At 73.4% G+C, this 22,507-nt stretch carries 19 protein-coding genes; 13 read left to right on the top strand and 6 right to left on the bottom strand.

Annotated features, from left to right (window positions below; all coding sequences use genetic code 11):
* Nucleotides 1-23: 23 nt before the first annotated feature.
* The gene (locus tag AB0C99_RS32460) at nt 24-1,019 is read right to left on the bottom strand and encodes a hypothetical protein (protein WP_362482903.1); all 996 of its coding nucleotides are present in this window, start codon (nt 1,017-1,019) and stop codon (nt 24-26) included.
* Nucleotides 1,020-1,429: 410 nt separating this feature from the next.
* Here AB0C99_RS32460 and AB0C99_RS32455 point away from each other — a divergent pair, with 410 nt between their 5' ends.
* The gene (locus AB0C99_RS32455) at nt 1,430-4,705 is read left to right on the top strand and encodes a S8 family serine peptidase (protein ID WP_362482954.1); all 3,276 of its coding nucleotides are present in this window, start codon (nt 1,430-1,432) and stop codon (nt 4,703-4,705) included.
* A 376-nt stretch (nt 4,706-5,081) separates the two neighbouring features.
* On the opposite strand, the gene AB0C99_RS32450 is transcribed toward AB0C99_RS32455, so the two are convergent.
* Nucleotides 5,082-6,005 (bottom strand): serine hydrolase, encoded by a 924-nt coding sequence (locus tag AB0C99_RS32450; protein WP_362482900.1) that lies wholly within the window; start codon nt 6,003-6,005, stop codon nt 5,082-5,084.
* A 200-nt stretch (nt 6,006-6,205) separates the two neighbouring features.
* Between AB0C99_RS32450 and AB0C99_RS32445 the strand changes: the two genes are divergently transcribed.
* The 3 genes from AB0C99_RS32445 (at nt 6,206) to AB0C99_RS32435 (ending at nt 8,839) form a co-directional block, all read left to right on the top strand.
* Nucleotides 6,206-6,931, top strand: a complete 726-nt coding sequence (locus tag AB0C99_RS32445; RefSeq protein WP_362482897.1) for an NAD(P)-dependent oxidoreductase — start codon at nt 6,206-6,208, stop codon at nt 6,929-6,931.
* Nucleotides 6,932-7,944: 1,013 nt separating this feature from the next.
* Nucleotides 7,945-8,202: a hypothetical protein gene (locus AB0C99_RS32440; protein ID WP_362482894.1), complete on the top strand. Its 258-nt coding sequence runs from the start codon at nt 7,945-7,947 to the stop codon at nt 8,200-8,202.
* 109 nt (nt 8,203-8,311) lie between these two features.
* Nucleotides 8,312-8,839: a hypothetical protein gene (locus AB0C99_RS32435; protein WP_362482892.1), complete on the top strand. Its 528-nt coding sequence runs from the start codon at nt 8,312-8,314 to the stop codon at nt 8,837-8,839.
* A 55-nt stretch (nt 8,840-8,894) separates the two neighbouring features.
* On the opposite strand, the gene AB0C99_RS32430 is transcribed toward AB0C99_RS32435, so the two are convergent.
* On the bottom strand, nt 8,895-10,367 hold the full coding sequence (locus AB0C99_RS32430; RefSeq protein ID WP_362482889.1) for a HAMP domain-containing sensor histidine kinase: 1,473 nt from the start codon (nt 10,365-10,367) through the stop codon (nt 8,895-8,897).
* Complete coding sequence (locus AB0C99_RS32425) at nt 10,364-11,098, bottom strand: response regulator transcription factor (RefSeq protein ID WP_362482886.1); 735 nt, start codon at nt 11,096-11,098, stop codon at nt 10,364-10,366. Before AB0C99_RS32425 ends, AB0C99_RS32430 begins: the two co-directional genes overlap by 4 nt.
* Before the next feature lie 73 nt (nt 11,099-11,171).
* On the opposite strand from AB0C99_RS32425, the gene AB0C99_RS32420 reads away from it, so the two are divergent.
* From AB0C99_RS32420 to AB0C99_RS32385, 8 genes are all read left to right on the top strand, one after another.
* Complete coding sequence (locus AB0C99_RS32420) at nt 11,172-12,395, top strand: UDP-N-acetylglucosamine--N-acetylmuramyl-(pentapeptide) pyrophosphoryl-undecaprenol N-acetylglucosamine transferase (RefSeq protein WP_362482883.1); 1,224 nt, start codon at nt 11,172-11,174, stop codon at nt 12,393-12,395.
* A gap of 74 nt (nt 12,396-12,469) precedes the next feature.
* The gene (locus AB0C99_RS32415; protein ID WP_362482951.1) at nt 12,470-13,462 is read left to right on the top strand and encodes a GDP-mannose 4,6-dehydratase; all 993 of its coding nucleotides are present in this window, start codon (nt 12,470-12,472) and stop codon (nt 13,460-13,462) included.
* Between the two features lie 402 nt (nt 13,463-13,864).
* Nucleotides 13,865-14,551 (top strand): 2OG-Fe dioxygenase family protein, encoded by a 687-nt coding sequence (locus AB0C99_RS32410; RefSeq protein ID WP_362482880.1) that lies wholly within the window; start codon nt 13,865-13,867, stop codon nt 14,549-14,551.
* A 5-nt stretch (nt 14,552-14,556) separates the two neighbouring features.
* Nucleotides 14,557-15,396 (top strand): class I SAM-dependent methyltransferase, encoded by an 840-nt coding sequence (locus AB0C99_RS32405; RefSeq protein ID WP_362482877.1) that lies wholly within the window; start codon nt 14,557-14,559, stop codon nt 15,394-15,396.
* On the top strand, nt 15,393-16,811 hold the full coding sequence (locus AB0C99_RS32400; protein ID WP_362482874.1) for a hypothetical protein: 1,419 nt from the start codon (nt 15,393-15,395) through the stop codon (nt 16,809-16,811). Before AB0C99_RS32405 ends, AB0C99_RS32400 begins: the two co-directional genes overlap by 4 nt.
* Nucleotides 16,811-18,118 (top strand): MFS transporter, encoded by a 1,308-nt coding sequence (locus AB0C99_RS32395; protein WP_362482871.1) that lies wholly within the window; start codon nt 16,811-16,813, stop codon nt 18,116-18,118. Before AB0C99_RS32400 ends, AB0C99_RS32395 begins: the two co-directional genes overlap by 1 nt.
* Before the next feature lie 32 nt (nt 18,119-18,150).
* Nucleotides 18,151-19,428 (top strand): ATP-grasp domain-containing protein, encoded by a 1,278-nt coding sequence (locus tag AB0C99_RS32390; protein ID WP_362482869.1) that lies wholly within the window; start codon nt 18,151-18,153, stop codon nt 19,426-19,428.
* A complete protein-coding gene (locus tag AB0C99_RS32385) occupies nt 19,425-20,564 on the top strand; it encodes a GNAT family N-acetyltransferase (RefSeq protein ID WP_362482866.1) in 1,140 nt (379 codons plus the stop codon). The genes AB0C99_RS32390 and AB0C99_RS32385 overlap by 4 nt, the downstream gene beginning before the upstream one ends.
* 90 nt (nt 20,565-20,654) lie before the next feature.
* Here the strand turns inward: AB0C99_RS32385 and AB0C99_RS32380 are convergent, their stop codons facing one another.
* A complete protein-coding gene (locus AB0C99_RS32380) occupies nt 20,655-21,143 on the bottom strand; it encodes a ricin-type beta-trefoil lectin domain protein (RefSeq protein WP_362482863.1) in 489 nt (162 codons plus the stop codon).
* A 90-nt stretch (nt 21,144-21,233) separates the two neighbouring features.
* A complete protein-coding gene (locus AB0C99_RS32375) occupies nt 21,234-21,719 on the bottom strand; it encodes a hypothetical protein (protein WP_362482861.1) in 486 nt (161 codons plus the stop codon).
* Nucleotides 21,720-22,163: 444 nt separating this feature from the next.
* Here AB0C99_RS32375 and AB0C99_RS32370 point away from each other — a divergent pair, with 444 nt between their 5' ends.
* A complete protein-coding gene (locus tag AB0C99_RS32370; RefSeq protein ID WP_362482858.1) occupies nt 22,164-22,361 on the top strand; it encodes a hypothetical protein in 198 nt (65 codons plus the stop codon).
* The last annotated feature ends 146 nt before the right edge of the window (nt 22,362-22,507 follow it).

The raw sequence follows: 22,507 nt of genomic DNA, 5'->3' as shown, positions 1-22,507 counted from the left end.
CGACGCCCTCGACGCGTGGATCGTCAGGCCCGTCCGCGGTCCTCGCGCTGCCGCTGGAACCACCACACCGACTCGAAGGCGCCCCGTTCCTGCTCGCCGAAGCCGCGTCGCGGCCCGCCCCAACGGTCTGCCGCTGCCACGCACCGATCGTCGTCATGCATCGCGAGACCGTACAGGGCGGCGAGCTGGACCGGCCGCTCCGGGTCGTCGAGGAGGACCGCGACAACCTCGGTGAGGGCTGGATCACCGCTCCCCGCCGCGGCGGCACTGAAGCAGGCCGAGCGCCGAACCTCCGCGTCGGGGTCGGCCAGCAGCGTCAGGAGCGCCTCGCGAGCCCCGTCGGACAGGTGCGGGCCGTCCGGGTGCCTGCGGATCCCGGCGGCCACCGAGCGCCGGACACCGGCGTGATGGTGTCCGGCGTGCGCCAGGAGGGCCGCTTCGGCGCGCGGTGCGACGAACGAGTAGAGGCCCTCCGGCACCACGGCGAGAACGGCGCTGTCCGTCTCCACCTCCGACCAGTCGACCAGGGCGGTCACGGCGCGGACGTAGAACTCTTCCTCGACGTCTTCGCCGAAGATCTCGAACTGGCACATCAGCTCGGCGCCGAACACCCGGCGGGCCGGGTCCGGATCGGCGTGCAAGGTCTCGGCGGCCGTCCAGCTCTCCTGCTCGCGTCGTCCGGCCAGCGTAATCGCGGCCTCTCCCCATGCCGCGTGGCCCTGGTGCCGGTCCATCGCACGCGTGATGAGCTCCTCGCACGGGGTACGGATCCCGAGCAAGCGCTCCAGGCGCGTGAGGATCGCCCCGTGCCCGTCCCACACGGTCATTCCGCCGAGAGTGAGCCTGTCGACCGTGTAGTAGCGATCGTCCTGCACCCGCGTGGAGACCAGGTCGTCCTGTGATCCAGTGCGACGCCGCAGTTCGGCTTCAGTGCCCGTCTCCTGCCATCTGCGTGCGAGATCCCGCGACTCCATCAGCTCGGACACCGCGTGCCCGTGCTCGCGCCCACCGGCATCCATGACGTGACTCCCCACATCCTCCGCCGCGTTACCCCAGCTCAGCCTGTGCCCACACCACCGAAGAGCGCCTCCTGACGCATCGACATATAGCGCGCGTCAGACCGCGTACCAATCGCCCGTTCCCGTCCCAGTTCTCGTCCCCGTTCCCGTCCCCGGCTCCGCCCCCCGTCCCGCTCCGGCACGTCTTCGTATGGTCAACGTCCTGTCACAGAACGATCATTGAGTGCCCCGGAACCCCCTCGGCATACTTCAGGAATCCGGGGCGTACGCATGTCTGAGTACGCCCCCGTTCGGGCCAGGCCCCCGCCCGCCCGATTCGCTCCTGAGCAGGGGGAGTTTTGCGCACACCAGTAAACAAGGCGTACGCGGTCACGGTCGCCGCCGCAGCCGCCGTGGCTCTGACAGCGGGCATGACCAGCCCGGTGTCGGCACAGGACGGCGGCCTCGTCGCAGCGTCACAGGCAGCCGGCAAGAAGGCCGGGCCGGGCAAGGACGTGCAGACCGTCGTCCTGATCACCGGCGACCGCGTCCTCGTCGACGCCAAGGGCCGGGTCGCGGGCATCGAACGCGCCAAGGGCCGGGAGAACATACCCTTCTTCACCCAGGTCCATGAGGGCCGCACCTACGTGATGCCGCGCGACGCCCGGCGGCTCATCGCCGACGGCACGCTCGACCAGCGGCTGTTCGACGTCACCGGGCTCGCCGAGCCGGAGAGCCGCAGGGCGTACCGGAGCGGGCTCAAGGTCATCGTCGGCTACCAGGGCGCGGCGGCCCAGTCCGCCCGCGGCCAGGTGCGGGCCTCCGAGGGCACCACCGTCAACCGGACCCTGCCCTCCCTCGGCGCCGACGCCGTCACCAGCGCCGCCGACAGCACCGAGTCGCTGTGGGACGCCCTGACCCGCCCCCAGGCCGACGGCCAGGCGGCGCGCACCTCCGGCATCGCGAAGGTCTGGCTGGACGGCGTGCGGAAGGCGTCGCTCGACCGCTCCACCGGTCAGATAGGCGCCCCCGCGGCCTGGAACCGCAAGCTCGACGGCACCGGCGTGAAGATCGCGGTCCTGGACACCGGTATCGACGACACCCACCCGGACCTGGCCGGACGGGTCGCGGCGGCACGCAACTTCAGCCGCTCCGCGGACACCGTGGACCGCGTCGGGCACGGCACGCACGTCGCCTCCACCGCCGCCGGTACGGGAACGAAGGACAGCCGCTTCAAGGGCGTGGCTCCCGGGGCGCTGCTGCTCAACGCCAAGGTCCTCGACGACTACGGCTTCGGCAGCGACTCCGAGTCCATCGCCGGCATCGACTGGGCCGTCGCCCAGGGCGCCGACGTCATCAACATGAGCCTCGGCAGCCCCGACCGTCCCGGGATCGACCCCCTCGAAGCCCACATCGACAAGGTCTCCGCGGAGAAGGGCGTCCTGTTCGCCGTCGCCGCCGGCAACCTCGGGGATCCCCGCCCCGGCACGGTCAACTCGCCGGGCACCGCCGAAGCGGCCCTGACCGTCGGCGCCGTCGACGACGACGACCGGCTCGCCTGGTTCTCCGCGCTCGGCCCCCGCAAGGAGGACCACGCGGTCAAGCCCGACATCAGCGCCCCCGGCGTGGGGATCACGGCCGCCGCCGCGGCCGGCACCCCGGACCAGAACCCGCCGGGCTACGTCGGCCTGGACGGTACGTCGATGGCGACCCCGCACGTCGCGGGCGCCGCGGCGATCCTCAAGCAGCAGAACCCCACCTGGACGGGCGCGCAGCTCAAGGCGGCCCTGACCGGCTCGGCCAAGGGCGGCACGTTCTCGGTCTTCGAGCAGGGCGCGGGCCGCCTCGCCGTCGACCGGGCGATCGACCAGACGGTCCTCGCCGAAGGCGGACCGGTCCACCTGGGCCGCCAGCAGTGGCCCCACGCCGACGACACGCCGGTCACCAAGCAGGTCACCTACCGCAACACCGGCACCGCCGACGTGACGCTCGACCTGGCGCTCGACGCGCCGATCGGCGGCGACGGGCAGCCCGCGCCCGCCGGGTTCTTCACCCTCGGGGCGCAGCGGATCACCGTTCCGGCGGGCGGCACCGCCTCTGTGGACCTGACGGCCGACACCCGTCTCGGCGGCGCCGTCGACGGCTCGTACGCGGCCACGATCGTCGCGTCCGGGTCGGGCCAGAGCGTGCGCACCCCGGCCACCGTGGACCGTGAGGTCGAGTCGTATGACGTCACCTTCAAGACGGTGGGGCGGCCCGACGCGTCCGGCGCCGTCTGGGGCGTGGACCTGTTCGGCTACGAGGGCCCCGCCTCGGAGCGGCAGTTCCTCCCGGACCTGTCCTCGGGTTCCGCGACGGTCCGCATGCCCCGCGGCAGCTACAACCTCCAGGCCGACATGCAGGTCGACCCCGCCGACCCGGCCAAGGGCCTGGACCTGATCTACAACCCCCGGCTCAATGTGACCGGACCGGCCACCGTCACCCTCGACGCCCGGACCACCCGGCCGGTGACGGTCAAGGTGCCGGACGCGGCCGCCCGGCAGACGCGCGTGTCGATGTTCTACACCGTCACGACGCCGGAGGTCCGGATCTCCAACGGCTTCGACGCGCGGACCTTCGACAACGTCCGCACGGCACGGCAGGGCTCGATGGGAACGGACGCCACCCTCGACCTGCAGTGGTCGGCCCGCTTTGAGCAGGGCACGAGCATCTATCAGACCCTCGCGGGTGGTGAGGTCAAGGACCTGCCCAACGGCTACGAGAAGGTCTACGCGGCCAAGGACCTCGCCCTGATCAAGGTAGGTTTCGGGGCGTCCGCGCCCGGCGTCGCCGGAGCTCTCTACGCGGAGGGCGGGCTGCCGAGCGGGAACGGCTTCCTCGACTACTACCCCGCCCACCCGGCGCCGGGTACGCAGAAGCTGTACCTGACCCCGGGCGACGGGATCGCCTGGAGCGCCGCGGCGTTCGTCGTGGGTGAGGCGGGCGCCGACGGCGGCCGGCCCGTCGACGTGTCGTACTCCCTCGACATCGGGCCCCAGCTGAAGCCGGGGACCACGTACTCCAAGAACGTCAACGTCGGTGTGGTCGGACCCCGGATGGGGCCCGGCGAGGGCATCGTCCGCTCCGGCGACGACATCTACGGCGCGTTCACGATGGTCGGCGACGGAGCGGGCCATTTCGGGAACGCCCGCTACACCAGCGCGACCACCACGGTCCACCGCGACGGTGTCCTGTACGCGCAGAAGGACGCCGCCGTCGACCGCGTGAGCTTCACGCTGCCGCCGGAGTCCGCGAAGTACACGGTGGCGACCACGCTCAACCGCGACGCGAAGTACAACCGCACCGGCACCCGGATCGACGCCTCGTGGACGTTCACGTCGGCCCACAGTGCCGGCACCTCGACGGAACTGCCCGTCTCCACGGTCCGCTTCCAGCCGAAGCTGGCGCTGGACTCCACCGCTCCGGCGGGCGTCCTCCAGACGTTCCCCGTCGTGGTCCAGGGCGCGGCGGCCGGCGCCAACCTCAAGACCCTGCGGGTCGAGGTCTCGTACGACGGCCAGACCTGGCGGTCCGTCCCGGTCGTCGCGGGCAAGATCACGGTGCGCGCGCCGGAGAAGGGCAAGGCGCTCTCCCTGAAGGCCGCCGTCACCGACAAGCAGGACAACCTGTCGACGGTCACGGTCCACAACGCCTTCCTCGGCAAGTGACCCTCGGCGCGTAAGCAACGCCAACGAGTCGGCCCGGCGTCACCACTTCCCCTGGTGACGCCGGGCCTTCACGCGTGCCGTGGCTTGCCGCCGACGACCGACGACGTCGCCTGCGGTGCCGCCCGTGGACGCCCGCGTATGCCGCTGCGACGCGCGGCCATGGTCCGGGCCCGGCCACCGCCGACCCGGCGCGGGCCCGCGCGGCCTTCGAGGGTCCGTGGGTCGCCTGGAACGACGTCCGAGGGGTGCTGACGGTGGCGGGTTTCGGCTGCCTGCTGCGGGCGTCGGCCGTACGGGCCCGCGGGTGACGGGCCTCACCCGCACCCGTCCCGCACCCGTCCCGTCCCACGTCGGCGACGGCCCCACCTGCGGGGCGTCAGCCGCGGGGCACCGCGACGTACGCCTCGCGCGGCGACGTGGTGGGCGTGTAGCGGGACGACGCGGCCGCGCTCGGGGTCAGGTCCCGGTGGATCACCTTGGACACGGCCTGGATGGTCTGCACGCCGTAGTTCATCGTGCTGTTGCCGTCGGTGAGCACCGAGATCGTGTAGTCGTGGCCGCCGCCCTGGAAGGCCCCGATGCTGTGCACGCGCCAGCCGCGCGTGGCGCGCTGCAGCCAGCCGTTCTTGACGTGCTTGGTCACGGAGGCGGGTGCGCCGGCGGGGGTTCCCCACTTCTGGGAGGGGACGACGTTCGCCATGAGCTTGAGGACGTAGGCGCGGGCGTTGTCGCTCAGGACGGTGTTCCTGGCGGTGAGCAGGGAGAGCAGCCGCTGCTCGTCGGTGGCGTTGATCCGGGTGAGCCCCCAGTAGCCGCCGGATCCCGGGACCGTCTTGGTCATGCCGGCGGCCGCGAGGAACCCCTTGACCTTCGTGACGCCGAGCTGCTTCCACAGGGTGGTGGTGGCGGCGTTGTCGGACTTGGTGATCATGGCGGTGGCGAGCTGGGACTCGCGGGCGGTCAGGTACCGGTTGTGCTTCTTGGCGTCCCACAGGAGCGTGGCGAGGACCGTCACCTTGACGACGCTCGCCGAGTCGTACGCGGTGGTGGCGCGCAGGGTGCAGCTGGTGTTGGTGACGCGGTCCCGCACGTTGACGGCGACGGTGCCGGCGCGTCCGGCGAGCGCGGCGGTGATGTCCCGCTGGAGCTTCGTGGCGAGCCCGGCCTTGCCCGACGTGCAGCTGACCTGCGGCGCGGTGGCGGCGGAGGCGGGCGCGGCGCCCGCGACGACGGGTACGAGGATCCCGGCGGCGGCCACGACCGGAAGGACGCGGGCGCGCAGGGATATGTGGTGAGTCATGAGGGTCCCCCTGAGTGCTGAACGAGTACGCCGATGGCCTACCCGACGTAGATGACGGCTGGGGGCGCGGATGGTTGTACGAATCGAGCGCCGGGCCCGAAGCTGTTGCGTGGTGGTGACATTCGAGGCCCGTCCGCCGTGCGTGGGGCTCCCGGGCGCCCACACCCGAGGGCCCCGAGGCCGCCTGCTAGCGTGACGGCATGCGCGTCCTGGTGATCGGGGGCAGTGGTTACGTCGCCGGCCTGATCCTCCCCGCCCTCACGGCCCGGCACGAGGTCGTCGTGCTCGATCCGCGCCCCGGCGCGGGCGGTGCCCACACCCACGTCGTAGGATCGGCGACCGACCCGGCGGCGCTGACCGCCGCGATGGACGGCGTGGACATCGTCCTGCACACGGCCCTCGGCAACCCGACAGGAGGGCAACTGGCAGACGCGGCAAGCGCCTTCGACATCAACGTCACATCGGTCCACCTCGCGCTGGCCGCCGCCCGGCAGGCCGGGGTGCCCCACGTCGTCCACCTCTCCAGCCTCTCCGTCTTCAGCGACCTCGCCTCACGCGCGCTGGACGAGACGGTGCCGCCGGACGCCACCGACCTGTACGGCCTGACGAAACGTCTCGCCGAACAGGTCTGCCACGCGGCCGTCGCCCAGTGGGACATGTCGGTGACCGTGCTGCGCCTGGCCTGGCCGACCACCGACGAGGCATGGCCCGCCTGGGCACTGCCCGGCCACCCGCCCAAGACCCACACCCTCGACGGCACACCGGTCCACGCCCTGGCCGCCACCGACCTGGCCCGAGCGGTCCTGGCCGCCCTGGAGCACCGCGCCGGCTTCGACGTCTTCCACATCACGGGCACCGACCAGTCCGGCCTCTGGAACCAGTCCAAGGCCCGCGACCTGCTCCACTGGGAACCCCACCGCCGCTGACCACGCCGACGGGGGCGCCGTATGGGTGCCGGCGCCCTGGCGTGGCTGCGGGAGTGAGCGACACGGATACGATCAGCATCTGCGATGCCACCACGCCAACCCCGGGTCTTCCGCCGGCTCGTGATGCGTTCGCCGGAGGAGCACCGCGTCCAGGCGCTCGACCTGCACCCGGAGCTCGTTGGCGGCCCTGGGCGGAAGCATGAACAGAGCGTCCTGCAGCTTGTCCCGGGCCCAACCCTCGCCGCAGCAGGGGCAGGTGAACTCCGCCTCGCACTGCCTCCACCGGCGCCTCGCGCCGTGGACGCGCACGGACCACACGCTCAGTGCCACCGCCACGACGCCGGGAGACAGCCGCTCCCGTTCGAGCACGCGGACAGCGGCATTCGCTGCTCCGGACAGACCTGGGACATCGCGATATCGCACCCAGGGTCTACCCCGGCCGCGTTCCCGCAGTCGAAGTGAAGCCGGCGGTCTACGAGGCACGGCCCCCTCGGGTGCAAGTCATGGGCGAGATCCTCCCACGGCCCAAGATCGACGGGACACCGAGGACGGCTACGTCCGCGAGGTGGTCAGGACCGGCGGGCATCGAACCCTTCGCCCGCCCTTCGTCCCGGACCTGCTCGCCGCTGATCTTCAGCAGGCAGCCGACCGGTACAGGACCGAGCCCCTCGCCGCGGGACTGGGCAGCCAGCCGGCCGTTCTGCGCCCCAGTCCCGACGTCAACCGACGCCGGGGAGCGATGCCCAGGACGAGTTTCTCCAGCGCCTCCTGGATGGGCGGACGCCGCCGGTGCAGGCCGAAGAAGGGGACGGAGCCGCGACGAGCGGACTGAGCCGTAAGTCGGGTGCGTCGGCGCAATCGTCTCTGGCAGGATCGCGCCATGACGTTCACGTTCCACAGAAAGGCCCATGCCGCGTAGACGGCCCGGGCGTGTCCGTGCCGAGCAGTGGCCGCGGCGCCGGCATTCCCGTCAACCCGCCATCACGGGCCTGTCCCCGGCCGCTCTTGCCGAAGTGGCCAGGGTCGAGCACAGCCGGAACTACCTGTGGCCCGGCGTCACGGCCGAGTCCCTGAGGATGTGGCGGGAGTTCGTGCGGGGCCCGTACCGCAACCTCTGGAGGGAGTACGAGGGCGGCGGCTGCGGTGTGTGGGAGTGCTGCGGCAACCCCTTCGAAGCGCGGGAGTTCCCGGATGCCGTGATGCGCGGCATGTCCCGGCGCCGGGCTCGCGAGCTTCGGCTCCTCGTCGGCCGACTCGACGACGCGTACTGAGCGGGTTCGGGCAGGGCGCCTGACGGCGGGCCCATCGGCTGATTCCGAGGGCTCTCCGATCTTGGGTGAACCCTCGGGTAGGGTGGCGCGACCGTTCGGAGGGGAACAGATGGTGAAGCGGCAAGTGCTGTGTGCGGTGGGTGTGTTGGTGCTGTCGGCGGTGTTCGTGACGGGGTGCAGTGAACCTCCGGCGGCGAATGGCTCGGACCAGCCCTCCGCGTCCTCCTCCCCGTCGGTCGAGCCGGTCTCGGCGAAGGGACAGGCCGCCGAGAAGGTGAAGCTCGCGGTCGAGCAGCGCATCTCGGCGGACGAGGAACGGTTCGGCTCGGGCACGAAGTCGCCCTGCTCGGCTTCGTCGCCCCAGGTGCTCACTTCGACGTGCCAGGCCGCGGCCGATGCGACCACCGAGGCGGCCGGCCTCGCCTTGCGCGAGATCAATGGGCGCCAGGGATTCGCGACGCTCGATTCCACCGCCCGGAGGCTGCAAAGCGCGGTGCGCACCTACACGACCTTGGGATGTGCCAAGGCCCCGACGAACGCGAGCACGCGCACGGCCTGCCTGGAGGCGGCTCCCGTCATCGCGCAGGGGTTCCCGGACCTGCGGAGCGGGGCCAACCTGGGGCTGGCGGGCAAGTAGGCGGTCCTGGCGGAGACGTGGGGGACGCCTGGTCCTGTCCTGCTGCGTACTCGCGTCAGGCGTGTCCGGGGTCGGGGCCGGGGTCCGGGCCCGGGCCCGGGTCAGGGGCGAAGCGCAGCCGCAGGAGGGCGCCGCCGTGGGGGGCCCGCTCCGCCGTGAGCTCGGCGTGGTGGGCGCGGGCGATCTGCCGCGCCATGGCCAGGCCCAGCCCCGAACCGGGCAGGGCCCGCGCCGCGCCGGCCCGGTAGAAGCGGTCGAAGACGTACGGCAGGTCCTCCGGCGCGATGCCCGGGCCGTGGTCGCGGACCGTCAGCTCCACCTCCCCGGCCGGGCCCGCCACCCGCAGGTCCACCTCCACCGGGCCGCCCGGCGGGCTGAACTTGGCGGCGTTGTCCAGGAGGTTGCCCAGCAGCCGGTGCAGGCGCGCCGGGACCCCCGGCACGAGGGGCCCGGGATGGGTGTCGGGCGGCAGGGAGAGGCGGAAGGGCACGGCCGGCCAGTGCTCGCGGGCCGCCTCCACCCCGTGCCGGACCAGCGGCACGAGCGGCACCGGCTCCACCAGGGCCTGCGGCTCCTCGTCCCGGGCCAGCTCGATCAGGTCGTTCACCAGCCCCGACACCTCCCGCAACTGCCGCCCCAGGGCCCCCGCCGCCCGGTCCCGCTGCTCCGGGGTCAGCCGGTCCGCCCGCGCCAGCAGCTCCGCGTTCGTACGCAGCGCCGTCAGCGGGGTGCGCAGTTCGTGCGAGGCGTCCGCGACCAGCCGGCGCTGCGCCGTGACCGACCGCTCCAGCTCCGCCAGCATCGTGTTGAAGCTCGACGCGAGCCGGGTGATCTCGTCCTCGCGCCCCGGCGGCGGCTCCTCGATGCGATGGCTCGGGTCCCGCGTGCCCGCGATCCGCATGGCGGTCGCCGCGATCCGGGTCACGGGCGCCAGGCCGCTGCGCGACACCCACGAGCCGAGCACCCCCGCCAGCAGCACCCCGGCCAGCGCCGTCCACGCCAGCCACCAGGCCGCGTCCCGGGTGCCCTCCCGCACCGTGTCGGACCGCAGCGCGACCTGGAGGGCCCGCCCGGGCGCGTAGTCCGTGGTCAGCATCCGGGCCTCGTGCCCGGCCACGGTGATGTTCGTGACGAAGGGCCGCCGGGTGCCCGCCGCGACCTCCCGGGCCTCCGGCGACACCGGCAGCGGCGAGGGCCCGGCGCCGTCCCGCGCGGGATCCGCCGCCACCACCTGCGCGCAGGCGGGCGCCGCCAGGAACCGGCACTCCCCGGCCAGCACCCCCGGCGCCGCGTCCGGATCGCGCTGGGCGGCGAGGCGCGCGGACTGGGTCAGGCTGAGGTCGAGCTGGTCGACCAGGGCGCCCCGGGTCACGAAGAACGCCGCCGTGCTCACCCCCAGCGCCACGAAGGCCACCGCCGACGTCACCGCGAGCGCCAGGCGGGTCCGCAACGGCCGCCGCCGCCCCCACACGCCGCCGCGCCGCCGCGCACCGTGCGCGCCCCGGCCGCGCGGCCCCGGCCCGGTCACGCTCCGTCCAGCCGGTAGCCGACCCCGTGCACGGTGTGCAGCAGCCGCGGTTCCCCGCCCGCCTCCAGCTTGCGCCGCAGATAGCCCACGTACACCGCCGGCGAGTTCGAGTCCGGCCCGAAATCGCGCCCCCACACCAGCTCCAGCAGCACCTCCCGGGTCATCACCTGCCCCGGGTGCCGCAGGAACACCTCCAGCAGCGCCGCCTCCGTGCGGCTGAACTCCATCCACCGCTCGCCGCGCCGCCCCGTCCGGCTCACCGGGTCCACCACCAGGTCGCCGAAGACGAGCGGCCCGCCCGCGTCCGAGGGATCGGGCGCGGCCCGCCGCAGCAGGGCCGCGACCCGGGCCAGCAGCTCGTCCAGCGCGAACGGCTTGACCAGGTAGTCGTCGGCCCCGGCCTCCAGCCCGTCCACCCGGTCGCTCACCGCGTCCAGCGCGGTCAGCACCAGCACGGGGGTCCGGTCGCCCACCCCGCGCAGCCGACGGCACACCGCCAGCCCGTCGAGCACCGGCATCATCACGTCGAGGACCACCGCGTCCGGCTCCCACGCGGCGATCTCCGAGAGCGCCGCCAGGCCGTCGGCGACGCACCGGACCTCGTACCCCTCGACCACCAGCGCGTCCGCCAGGGCGGCCCGCACCTCCGGCTCGTCGTCGACGACCAGCACCCGCCCGCGCACCGTCGCCCCACCGCCCCCACCCGCCACACCGTGATCCGTCGTCCTCATGCCCCCACTCTGCCAAACCGGGCAAACCCGACCTCTTAGAAGCCTCTTAGGACCCGCCGCGAGTGTGGGACCCATGACCACCACACCCACCACACCCACCACACGCCGCCTGTCCGTCGTGATCGGTGCGGGCGGCACCGGCGGCCACATCTATCCCGGGCTCGCCCTCGCCGACGCCCTCCGGCGCGCCGTGCCGGACGCCGAGGTCGCCTTCGTGGGCACCGACCGCGGCCTGGAGACCCGGCTCGTGCCCGACGCCGGGTACCCCCTGCACACCGTCGACATGATCCCCTTCGACCCCGCCCTCGGCGCCCGCCGCTGGCTCCTGCCCGCCGACCTGCTGCGGGCTGGCCGACAGGCCCGGCAGGTGCTGCGCGACCGCCGCGCCGACGTGGTCGTCGGCATGGGCGGCTACCCCAGCGCCCCCGCCGTGCTCGGCGCCCGCATGGCCGGGCTGCCCGCGCTGATCCACGAGTCCAACGCCGTCCCCGGCCGCGCCAACCGGTTCGCCGCCCGGCTCACCCCGCACATCGCCGTCGCCTTCGACCACAGCCGCGCCCACCTCGCGGGCGGCGCCGACGCCGTCACCACCGGCATGCCGATCTCCGCCGCCCTCGCCGGACTCGCCGAGCTCCCCGCCGCCGAACGGACCCGGCTGCGCGACGAGGCCCGCACCGCCCTCGGCGTGCCCGCCGGCCGCCGGCTGATCGTCTTCAACGGCGGCAGCCTCGGCGCGGTCCGCCTCACCGAGGCCGCCGCCGAGCTCGCCTGCCGCTGGCAGGACCGCGAGGACGTGCACCTGCTCGTCAAGACAGGCGTCTCCGGCTCGGGCGACGCCCTCGCGCACCTCACCTCGGAGTGCGGCGGCCGGCGCGTCGCCCGCGCGGTCCCCTACCTGGACCGCATGGACCTCGTGTACGCCGCCGCCGACCTCGTGGTCTGCCGGGCCGGCTCCGCCACGATCGCCGAGCTCGCCGCGACCGGGGTGCCCGCCGTCCTCGTCCCCTACCCGCACGCCCCCGGCGACCACCAGACGCACAACGCGCGCGTCCTCTCCGACGCGGGCGCCGGCCTGCTGCTGCCCGACGCCGACACCACCGGCGAGCGCCTCGCCGCCCTCCTCGAACCGCTCCTCGCCGACCCGCGCCGCCTCGCCGCGATGGCCGGCGCCGCCGCCCCCGGCCCCCACGCCCACGCCGCCGACCTGCTCGCCGACCATGTCCTGCGCCTGGCCGGCCGGGCCCGTCCCGCGCACCCCGCCCGCCCCGCCCACCCCACCTCCCTGGAGCACGCGTGAACACCAGCACCATCCACAGCACCACCACCGCCGCCGTCACCGCCACGGACACCACGACGACCGACTCCGCCGCGATCGACTGGCGCGACCGCACCGTCCTGGTCACCGGCGCCGAGGGCTTCATCGGCTCCACCCTCGTGGACCTGCTCGTGGCGCGCGGCGCCCGCGTCCGCGCCCTCGTGCACTACAAGCCGTACGCCGAGAAGGGCCACCTCGCCCGCTACCTCGCCGACCCCGACGGGCCCGTCGAGATGTGGGCCGGCGACCTGCGCGACGCGGGCCGGATCAGCGACGCCGCCGCAGGCTGCGACACCGTCTTCCACCTGGCCGCGCTGATCGGCATCCCGTACAGCTACGCCGCCCCCGGCGCGTACACCGCGACCAATGTCGTCGGCACCCAGCACGTCGCCGAGGCGTGCCGCCGGCACGGGGTGCGACGCCTTGTCCACACCTCCACCAGCGAGGTGTACGGCACGGCCAGGACCGTGCCCATCTCCGAGGACCACCCGCTCCAGCCGCAGTCCCCCTACTCGGCGTCCAAGATCGGCGCCGACATGACGGCGCTCTCCTTCCACCACGCCTTCGAGCTGCCGGTCGCGGTGGTCCGCCCCTTCAACACGTACGGTCCCCGCCAGTCCGCGCGCGCCGTCATCCCCACGATCCTGTCCCAACTGCACGCCGGTTCCCGCGAGGTGCGGCTCGGCTCGCTCGCGCCCACGCGTGACTTCACGTACGTCACCGACACGGCCGAGGGCTTCCTCGCCGTCGCCGGCTGCGACCGGGCCATCGGGGAGGTCGTCAATCTCGGCAGCGGGCGCGAGATCTCGGTCGGCGACCTGGCGACGGAGCTGATCGCCGCCTCGGGCCGGGACGCGCGCGTGGTCGAGGACCCCGCGCGGCTGCGGCCCGGCGGCAGCGAGGTCATGCGCCTGCTGTCGGACAACTCCCGGGCCCGGGAATGGGCGGGCTGGGCGCCGCGCGTCTCGCTGCGCGAGGGCCTGCGCCGCACCTCGGAATGGGTCGAGGCGCACCCGCACCTGTTCGCCTCGGACCGCTACCAGGTCTGATCCGGAGCCTGTCGTCGACGGCGGGGGAGACCGGGATGCCGAACTCGCCCGCCACGGGCCGACGGTGGCCCCCGTCGCCGGAATGGCAGTGGCTCGCCTCGTTTCCCCTCGTCTCCCAACACCGGCCATACAGCGGCCATATGAGGGGTTTTCGGATTCAGGCCATGGCGGCTGATACGATTCGAGCCACGGTCGTTCCGTCACCATGTTTCCGGCGCCCGTTACGCGCGTCCGCCTATACCTCCCGGCGCGCAGGCTGTCCATGTGACGCCTTGTCGAGTTCCCCTGCCGTTCATGCCAAGATCATGATCTTGTTGGCGTGTCGTACACCTGCCTAGCCTTCAGAACGTTGCTTCGAAGCTCGGATGACACACATCCGGGCTGCTGACGTTGGGGGTTCACATGAGTCTGGGCGACAAGGGCTACGCGGTCATCGACACTCCGCCGCTGGACGCGCACAGCCTGGCCGAGTTCGAGAAGCTGCCGCTCGACCCGTACACCGGCTCGACGCAGCGGTACCGGCGCTTCTCCCAGTTCCGCCTCGTCCACGAGGACCAGTGGAAGCTGGAGCTGCTGCCGCACCGCCACTTCGCGCAGCCGCGCCAGTACAACGACCTCGTCGGCGGCCGGCTGCGCACGCTGGAGCCGCTGACCACCGACCCCACCCCGCTCATCGCCGTCGGCGCCGAGGCGCTGGGGCTCGACAAGAACACCGCCTGGCAGCTCAACATCCACCAGTGCCGCGTCGTCTCCACCCCCGAGGTCGAGGGCGTCGCCGCCCCCGAGGGGCCGCACCGGGACGGCCACCAGTACGGCATCGTCGCCGTCACCCGCCGCCACAACATCTCCGGCGGCGAGACCCAGCTCATGCCCCTCGGCGGCGGTGAGCCCTTCTTCCGCACCACCCTCCAGGACGGCCAGGCCATCGCCTTCGACGACCGCCTGATGTTCCACCACGTGACCGACATCGAGCACCTCACCGACGAGGGCGGCCACCGGGACGTGTGGCTCGTCGCCGTGAACACCTGGGACAACCGGCGCTACGGCGAGGAGTACGAGGCCGAGGTCCGCGAGAGCAACGAGGTCTGAGCGCCATGTCCCGAGACCTGACCTCCTCCTCGTACGCCACCGGCCACGCCAGCGACGCCGCCACCGGCCACGCCGCCCCCGTCTACGACCGGATCGGTGTCGGCTACGCCTCCGTACGCCGTCCCGACCACCGCTGGGCCACGCGGATCGACGCATCGCTCGGCGACGCCCGCACCGTGCTCAACCTCGGTGCCGGGACCGGGGCTTACGAGCCCGAGGGCCGTACTCTCGTCGCGGTCGAACCCTCCCTGCGGATGCGGGTCCAGCGCGGCCCGCGGTCCGCGCCGTGCGTCGTCGCGAGCGCCGAGCGGCTGCCCTTCGACGACCAGAGCTTCGACGCGGTCATGGCCGTCCTCACCGTCCACCACTGGACGGACCTGGAGGCCGGGATCGCCGAACTCCAGCGGGTCGCCCGTCGGTTCTCCCTCGTCACCTACGACATGGACGTGCAGCGGGAGTTCTGGTTCACCCGCGACTACGTCCCCGAGATCGCCGAGGCGGAGTGCTCCCGCGTCCCCTCCATCGAGCGGCTCACCAAGCTCCTCGGCCCCTGCGAGGTGACGGAGCTCCCGATCTGGCACGACTTCACCGACGGGTTCATGACCGCCTTCTGGCGCCGCCCCGAGGCATACCTCGACCCCGCCATACGCCGCGCCTGCTCCGCCTTCGCCCTCACCGACGCGCAGGCCGTCGACCGGGGCGTCGCCCGCCTGCGCGAGGACCTCGCCTCGGGCGCGTGGCAGCGCCGTTACGCCGACCTCGCCTCCCGCGACCACATAGACGCGGGCTTCCGCCTGATCACCGGCGAGTCCCCGCACGCCGCCCGTACGGAGGCGTCCGCATGAGCGGTACCTGGCCGCACACCGGCCCCGACACCGGCTGGGACCCGGCACGGCTGGCCGGCATCGCCCAGCGCCACGGCACCCCCGTCCACGTCCTCGACACCGGACGCCTGGACCGCGCCACCGCCCGCCTGCTGGAGGTGCTCGGCGGGCTCGGCAGGCCCGCCCGCGCCTACTACTCGGTGAAGACGAACTACCTGCCCCACCTCATGAGGCGGCTCGCCACTCACGGCCTCGGCGCCGACGTCGTCTCCGGGTACGAGATGGAGGCCGCGCTGGCCGCCGGCTTCGACCCCGCCGCCATGGTGTTCAACGGCCCCGTGAAGACGGACGCCGAACTGGCCGCCGCCGTACGGCACGGCGTACGCGTCAACATCGACGGCGAAGAGGAGATCGAGGCGCTGGAGGCCCTCGCCGCGTGCACCGGAGCGCCGGTCGAGGTCGGCATCCGGATCTCCCCCGGACTGCCCGTCTCCACCTCCGCCGACCCCAGCTACCGGGCCCAGGCCGCCCGCGCCGCCGCCCGCACCCGCTTCGGCTGGCCCGCCGGATCACCGCAGCTCGCCGCCCTGGTGGAGCGCGTCGACGGGTCCCCGCACCTCGCCCTGCGCGCCGTCCACGCCCACCTCAGCAGTCAGATCGTCCACGAGGACCTGATGCTGGCGGCACTGGACCGGGTCCTGGACGAGGCCGCGAAGCTGCACGCCCGCTTCGGCCTCACCGAGGTCAACATCGGCGGCGGGTTCGGCGTACCGGGCATCCGGCGCCCCCGCACCGGCCCGCAGGGAGCACTGGCCGCCCTGCGCGGCGAGGCCCCCTTCCCGGAGGAGGAGCCCGCTCTCGACATCGCCCGGCTGCTGCCGGAAGTGGACGAGCGGATGCGGCTGCGCGGCCTCGACGGGGTCGCGCTCGCCTGCGAGCCCGGCCGCTGGCTGGTCTCGGACGTCATGGCCATGGTCACGCGGGTGATGTCGCGCAAGGAACTCCCCGAAGCCCGCTGGCTGATCCTCGACGCCGGCAACCACGTCACCCCGTGGAACGGCACCGGAGAAGTCCACCGCCTGACCCCCATCGGCCGGCGGTACTCGGACGTCCACAGCACCTGGTCGGTGGCCGGGCCGCTCTGCTACGAGAACGACGTCCACGCCGCCGCGACCGAACTGCCCGACGACGTACGGGCCGGGGACCTCCTGTGCCTGCACGACACGGGCGCGTACTCGCTCGGCCGCAGCAACAACTTCATCCGCACCCGGGCCGCCGTCGTCGCCATCGACGGGGGCGGCGGGGACGCCGGGGACGCCGAACGGCTGGTGTGGCGGGCCGAGACCGGCGCGGACGTCTTCGCGCTCGCCGACCCGGCGGACGCGGGAGCCCCGGCGGATCCGGCCGACCCGGACCCCGCGCCCGGGACCCCCTGATGGTCAGGGCCTACCTGGAGCTCCTGAGGCTTCCGGGCGCGAGCGCGGCGGCGGTGCCCGCCGCGCTCGCGCGCCTGGCCGGGACCATGGTCCCCCTCGCCCTGCTGCTCGCCTGCGTCCAGTCCGGCCGCTCCCTCGCGGCCGGGGCCGCCGCAGGCGCGGCGTACGCCGTGGGCAGCGCCGTCGGGGGCCCCGTCACCGGAAGGCTGATGGACCGGGCCGGACCGAGCCGCGTCCTGTGCGTCACCGGCCCCTTGGCGGGCCTCACCCTGGCGGGGGCCGCCCTGGCCGCGGCCGGCGCCCCGGCCGCGGTGGTGCCCGCCGCCGCCTGCGCGGCCGGGCTGGCCACCGCCCCCGTCGGGGCGTCGATGCGGGCGCTGTGGCCCTCCCTCACCGACGACACGGCCCTGCGGCAGCGGGCGTACTCCTTCGAGGCCACCCTCAGCGAGCTGCTGTTCATCCTCGGCCCGACCGTCGTCACCCTCCTCGCCACCCTCGTCAGCGCCCGCGGCGCCCTGCTGGCGACCGCCGTCCTGCTGGGCGCCGGAGGACTCGCGTACGGGCAGGCCCCCGCCGTACGGGCGCGCACCGGCCGGCCCGCCACCGCCCCCGGCACCGCGGACCCGGCACCGAAGGACGCGGCAACGGGCCGGACCGCCGCCGCCACCGCCGTACTCGTGGCGATCGCCCTCACGGCGGCCCTGTCCAGCGGGCTCGTCGTCGCGGTCACCGCGGCCCTGCGGGACCGGGGCTCGGCCCCCGAACTCGCGGGCACCCTCGTCGCCCTCCAGTCGGCGGGCAGCGTGGTCGGCGGCCTCCTCTACGGCGCGCGCACCTTCGGCGGCACCACCTACCGGCGCTACCTCCGCCTGCTGATCGTGCTCACCCTCGCGCTGGCGGCCCTGCCCGCCGTACACGCGCTCACGCCCGGCCTCCCGGCCGGCTGGGCCCTGGTCCTGCTCGCCGTCCTGCTCGTGCTCAGCGGACTCCCCATCGCCCCGGCCGGCGCCGAGGAGTTCCAGCTCATCGGGGAGATGACCACGCAAGGCCGGGCCACCCAGGCGTTCGCGGGTGTCGGCAGCTTCATCGCCCTCGGCGGCGCGGCGGGCTCCGCCCTCACCGGCCTGATCGCCGACCGGGCCGGCCCCGGCGCGGCCCTCTGCATGCCCGCCGCCTTCACCCTGGCGGCCCTCCTGCTGAGCCTGGCCGCCCGCCGGGCCATCACCCGGGCCGTCGCACCGGCCCCGGCGCCCGTACCCACCCCCGCCGTCGCGGCGGGGGATCCCACCCCGACCTCCGACCTCTGACCTCCGACCTCTGACCTCCGAGGAAACCAGACATGACCAGCACCCCCGGCGTGATCGCCGTCGTCGAGAGCCAGCTGTCCAACTTCGGCCTCACCCCGCTGCGCGCGGCCCACGAACTGGGCTTCCACACCGTCCTGGTGAGCAACGACCCCGACCGCTACCGGGTGGTCGGGATCGCCGAGGAGATCTTCTCCCGGCACGTCGACGAGATCGTGCGCACCGACACCAACTCGGCCGACGCCGTCATCGCCGCCCTCCTGCCCTTCCACGAACAGGGCCTGCTGCGCGGCGTGATGACCGTCACCGACTACAACATCCCGATCGTCGCCGAAGTCGCCGCGCACTTCGGCCTGCCCGGCCTCTCCCCGGAGGCCGCCCGCACCTGCCGGGACAAGCTGCTGATGCGCCAGGCGTGCGAGCGGGCGGGCGTCGCCGTGCCCGGCTTCCACCAGGCCACCGCCGAAGAGGACGCGCTGGCCGCCGCCGACCGCTTCGGCTACCCGGTCGTGGTCAAGCCCATGACCGAATCCGCCAGCATCGGCGTCACCCTCTGCCGGACCCCGGACGAAGTCGTCGCCGCCTACCGGGACATCAGCTCCTCCCCGACCGACTTCCGCGGCCAGCCCCGCCGCCCCGGAGCACTCGTGGAGGAGTACCTCCTCGGCTTCGAGGTCAGCGTCGAGTCCGTCCTGGCCGACGGCGTGCGCCGGTTCCTCGGCGTCACCGACAAGGCCCTCGGCGCGCACCCCCACTTCGTGGAGATGGGCGACACCTTCCCCTCGATGCTCTCCGCTCCCGTACGCGCCGAGTGCACCGAACTGGCCCGCCAGGCACTGGAGGCCGTCGGCCACGACTTCGGCGCCGCGCACGTCGAGGTCAAGATGACGGAGAAGGGCCCGTACGTCGTCGAGGTCAACGGCCGGATGCCCGGCGCGGAGATCACCCAGCTCATCCGCGAGGCGACCGGCCTCTACCTCCAGCGCGAGGTCGTCCGCCTGCACGCCGGCCTCGCCGCCGACCTGACCACCACCCTCGACCGCGCCGCCGCCTCCCGCTACCTCTCCGCCCGCCAGGCCGGCACTCTCACCGAAATCGGCGGCACCGACCTGGCCCGCCGCGTCCCCGGCGTGGTCGACGTCGACCTGGAGGTCCACCCCGGCGACCCGGTGCGGCCCGCCGAGAGCAACCTCGATCTGCTCGGTTACGTCGTGGCCGTCGGCGACACCACGGGCGACGCCGTCCGCCGCGCCGAAGCGGCGCTGGGCCAGCTCACCCCGGTCATCGTCCCCGCGACGGGCGACGGCCGGTGACAGCCGCCCACGCGCCCGCCCCCGGGCCCCGCGTACGGGTCCATCGCACGCTGCGCGACACCGACCCGCAGCGGTGGGACGCCCTCCTGGGCCCGCGCGGCTTCTACGCGGCCTCGCCCTGGCTGCGGCACGCCGAGTCCACCGCCGGCGGCGCCCCGTACTACTTCACGGCCCACGAGGACGAGGGCCCCGCCACCGGCGTGCTGCCCGCGTACCCGCTGGACCACGACACGCCGTACGTCTTCTGCAGCCCGGCCAGGGTCGTGGACACCGTCCACCGCACCCTGACCGGCGAGGAGGCGCCCTGGACCGCCGGACTCCTGCCCGCCCTGGCCTGCGGTGGCCGCAACCCCTCCCACACCAAGGCCGGCACCGCCCCCGCCCCCGACGGCGGACGCGCCACCCTCACGGCCCTGGTGCACCGGGCCGAGGAGGAGGCCCGGGAGGCCGGACTGCGGTCGGTGTCCTTCCTGTACGTCGACGAGGACGACCATCTGCTGCGCGGCGTCCTCGCGGAACGCGGGTACACGGCCCTGCCCGGCCAGACGGCGTACTCTCTCCCGGTCCCCGAGGACGGCTCCTTCGACAGCTACCTGGCCCGCCTCGACAGCTCCCGCCGCACGAAGATCAGGCGCGAGGTCCGCGCCCTGGACGAAGCCGGGGTCACCTACCGGACGCAGCCGCTCACCCCGGAACTGATCGAGCGGCTCGCCCCCTTGGAGCTCGCCCTCTACGCCAAGTACGGCACCCCGGCGAACGCCGACGCCTTCACCGCCGTCCTGCACAGCGTCGCCCGCCACGCCGGCGAGGCCGCCCGGGTCACCACCGCGCACCTCGAAGGCAACCTGGCCGGATTCGTCCTGACCTTCACCCACCGGGGCGAGCTGTACGCCCGCCAGGCCGGCTTCGACTACGCGGCCCAGGGCACGCTGCCGCTCTACTTCGGCCTCGTCTACTACGAACTCCTGCGCACGGCGATGGCCGAGGGCCTCTCGCACATCCACTACTCCACGGGCTCGGACCGGGCGAAACTCCTCCGGGGCTGTGTCCCACGCCGCCAGATCGCCTACGTCCTGGCCCACCACCCCGAGGAGGCGACCCACCTCGCCCGCCTCGCCGCCCACCTGGAGATGTGAGGGGCGGTGGCCGCCAGGCCCGGGACCGGGTCCCGCCCCGGAGAGGGGGCGGGACCCGGGTGCTGACCGTGGCGCGGTGCGGCGGGGTTCTCAGCCGGGGATGCTCGTGGTGAGGTACCACTGCTGGTAGGGGTTGGTGTCGCCGTACTGCTTGAGGTACGCGTTGCCCTTGGCGTCGGAGTCCAGCGCGTTGCCGTTCATGACGAGGCGGAGCTTCCCGCTGACGAAGTACTCGTCCCACAGGTCGTTGGTGCCGATGCCGCACGGCCGGGATTCCAGGTACAGCGAGAAGGGGTTCGTCGGCTTCAGACAGCGGCCGGTTCCCTGGTTCTCCAGCTGGATCCTGTCGCCGACGCGCTTGTAGTCCCACTTCTGGTACAGGCTGGTGGTGGAGCAGGAGGACGTGGTGACCTTGCTGGTGTTGTCGGTGAGGCAGAGCCCGGTCTGGACGTTCTGGAGCCGCCAGATGCCGCCGCTGGGGCCGCCCGCCGCGTGGGCGGCCGTGGTCATGCCGGTGAGCAGGAGCGCCGTGGCGCCCGCCGTGACCGCGAGGCCGCCGAGGCCCTTACGGATGGTCATGGTGTTCCTCCTGGAGAGCTGGACCGGCCGCTGGGTGCCGGGATGGTGTGGGTTCCGTGGGGCTGTGAAGACTGTCGGCCTGGCGTCGTCCTACTTGCGGCGCAGCATGTGCCACTGCTGGTAGGGGTTGTCCGGTCCGTAGGGATTCGTGTACACGCTGCCCTTGGTGTCGGAGTCCACGGCTTCGCTGGCTTCGCCGAAGTAGTCGAAGGTGAGCCGGAACGTGCCACCGGAGTTGATCTCCTTCCAGAGCATGCCGCAGCCGAGATTCGTCTCCAGGGAGTTGTCGGCGGGGAGGGCGGTGAGATCCAGGCAGCGGCGGGTCTGGACGTTGCGGAGCACGACCTTGCCGCTCTGCTCCGCGCGTTCCCACTGCTGGTAGGGGTTGTCCGCGCCGAAGACCTTCGCGTACACCTGCCCCTTGGCATTGGAGTCCAGGCAGAGCCCGGTCTTGGAGTTCTGGTACTGCACGACGGTGATGCCGGCGGCGTGGGCGGCCGGGGCCGTTCCTATGCCGAGCAGGAGTGCCGTTCCCGCGGCGGTCAGGACACTGGTGACTTTCGCGCGTGTGCGCATGGGATCTCTCCTCGTGATCGAAACGAGCGGCACCCTGAATGGGCCGCCGCTGGTGCGTTCCCGCCGTTAGGCCCGGCCGGTGGGGTCGCCCGGTGTCGTGCCGTGGGCGGGAGGTCTGGCTGCCGATTCCTCGCTGTGGCCGGGTGGGGGGAATCGGCGGTGCTGGTGTGCCCGGCTCGCATCAGTGGCCGGGTGGCGGAGTCCGTCTGTACGGCGTACGGCGGCCTCGCGGCGGCCCGGTCGGGGCGCGGTGTTCCCGTGGGTGCGGGGGGTGCAGGAAAGTGCGCGGGAAGTGGGCTCTTTGCTGCACGGCCGCGGCCGCCCGGAGGGGTGCTGGCGGGGGCAACATTCTTCTTGTGAGGGCGGCCCGCCGGGACGAGAACGGCGGGAGGGCCCGAACACGGCATCCACGTCCAGCGCCACCGTCAATCCAGGAGGTATCCCGTGAACCGCATCGCGGCCCGCATCGTGTCCGGCGCCATCGCCGCCCTCCTGGTCACCGGCGCGGCCGGCGTGGCCCACGCCGACAGCACCGGCGTTCCGGCTGCCGGGCCGGTGACCGCCACCTCCGGCCAGAGCGCGGCCCCCAGTGGCGAGCCCGCCCCGGGCACCGTCGGTCCGCTCACCAACGACTGGGGATGACCGGACCGGGGTGAGCCCGGCTCCACCGGCCGGTGACACCCCCGCCTCCCTTTTCACACCTTTCGCCCACAGATCCCGGGCATCCCTATGCCCGGAACACCTCCGAAGGAGCCTTCCATGTCGAAGAACCTCAAGCGCGCCGCCCT

Source organism: Streptomyces sp. NPDC048659 (assembly GCF_040650575.1).
Classification (GTDB): Bacteria; Actinomycetota; Actinomycetes; order Streptomycetales; family Streptomycetaceae; genus Streptomyces.
Note: the sequence above shows the minus strand (reverse complement) of the source record. Positions and strands in the feature narration are given on the sequence as shown.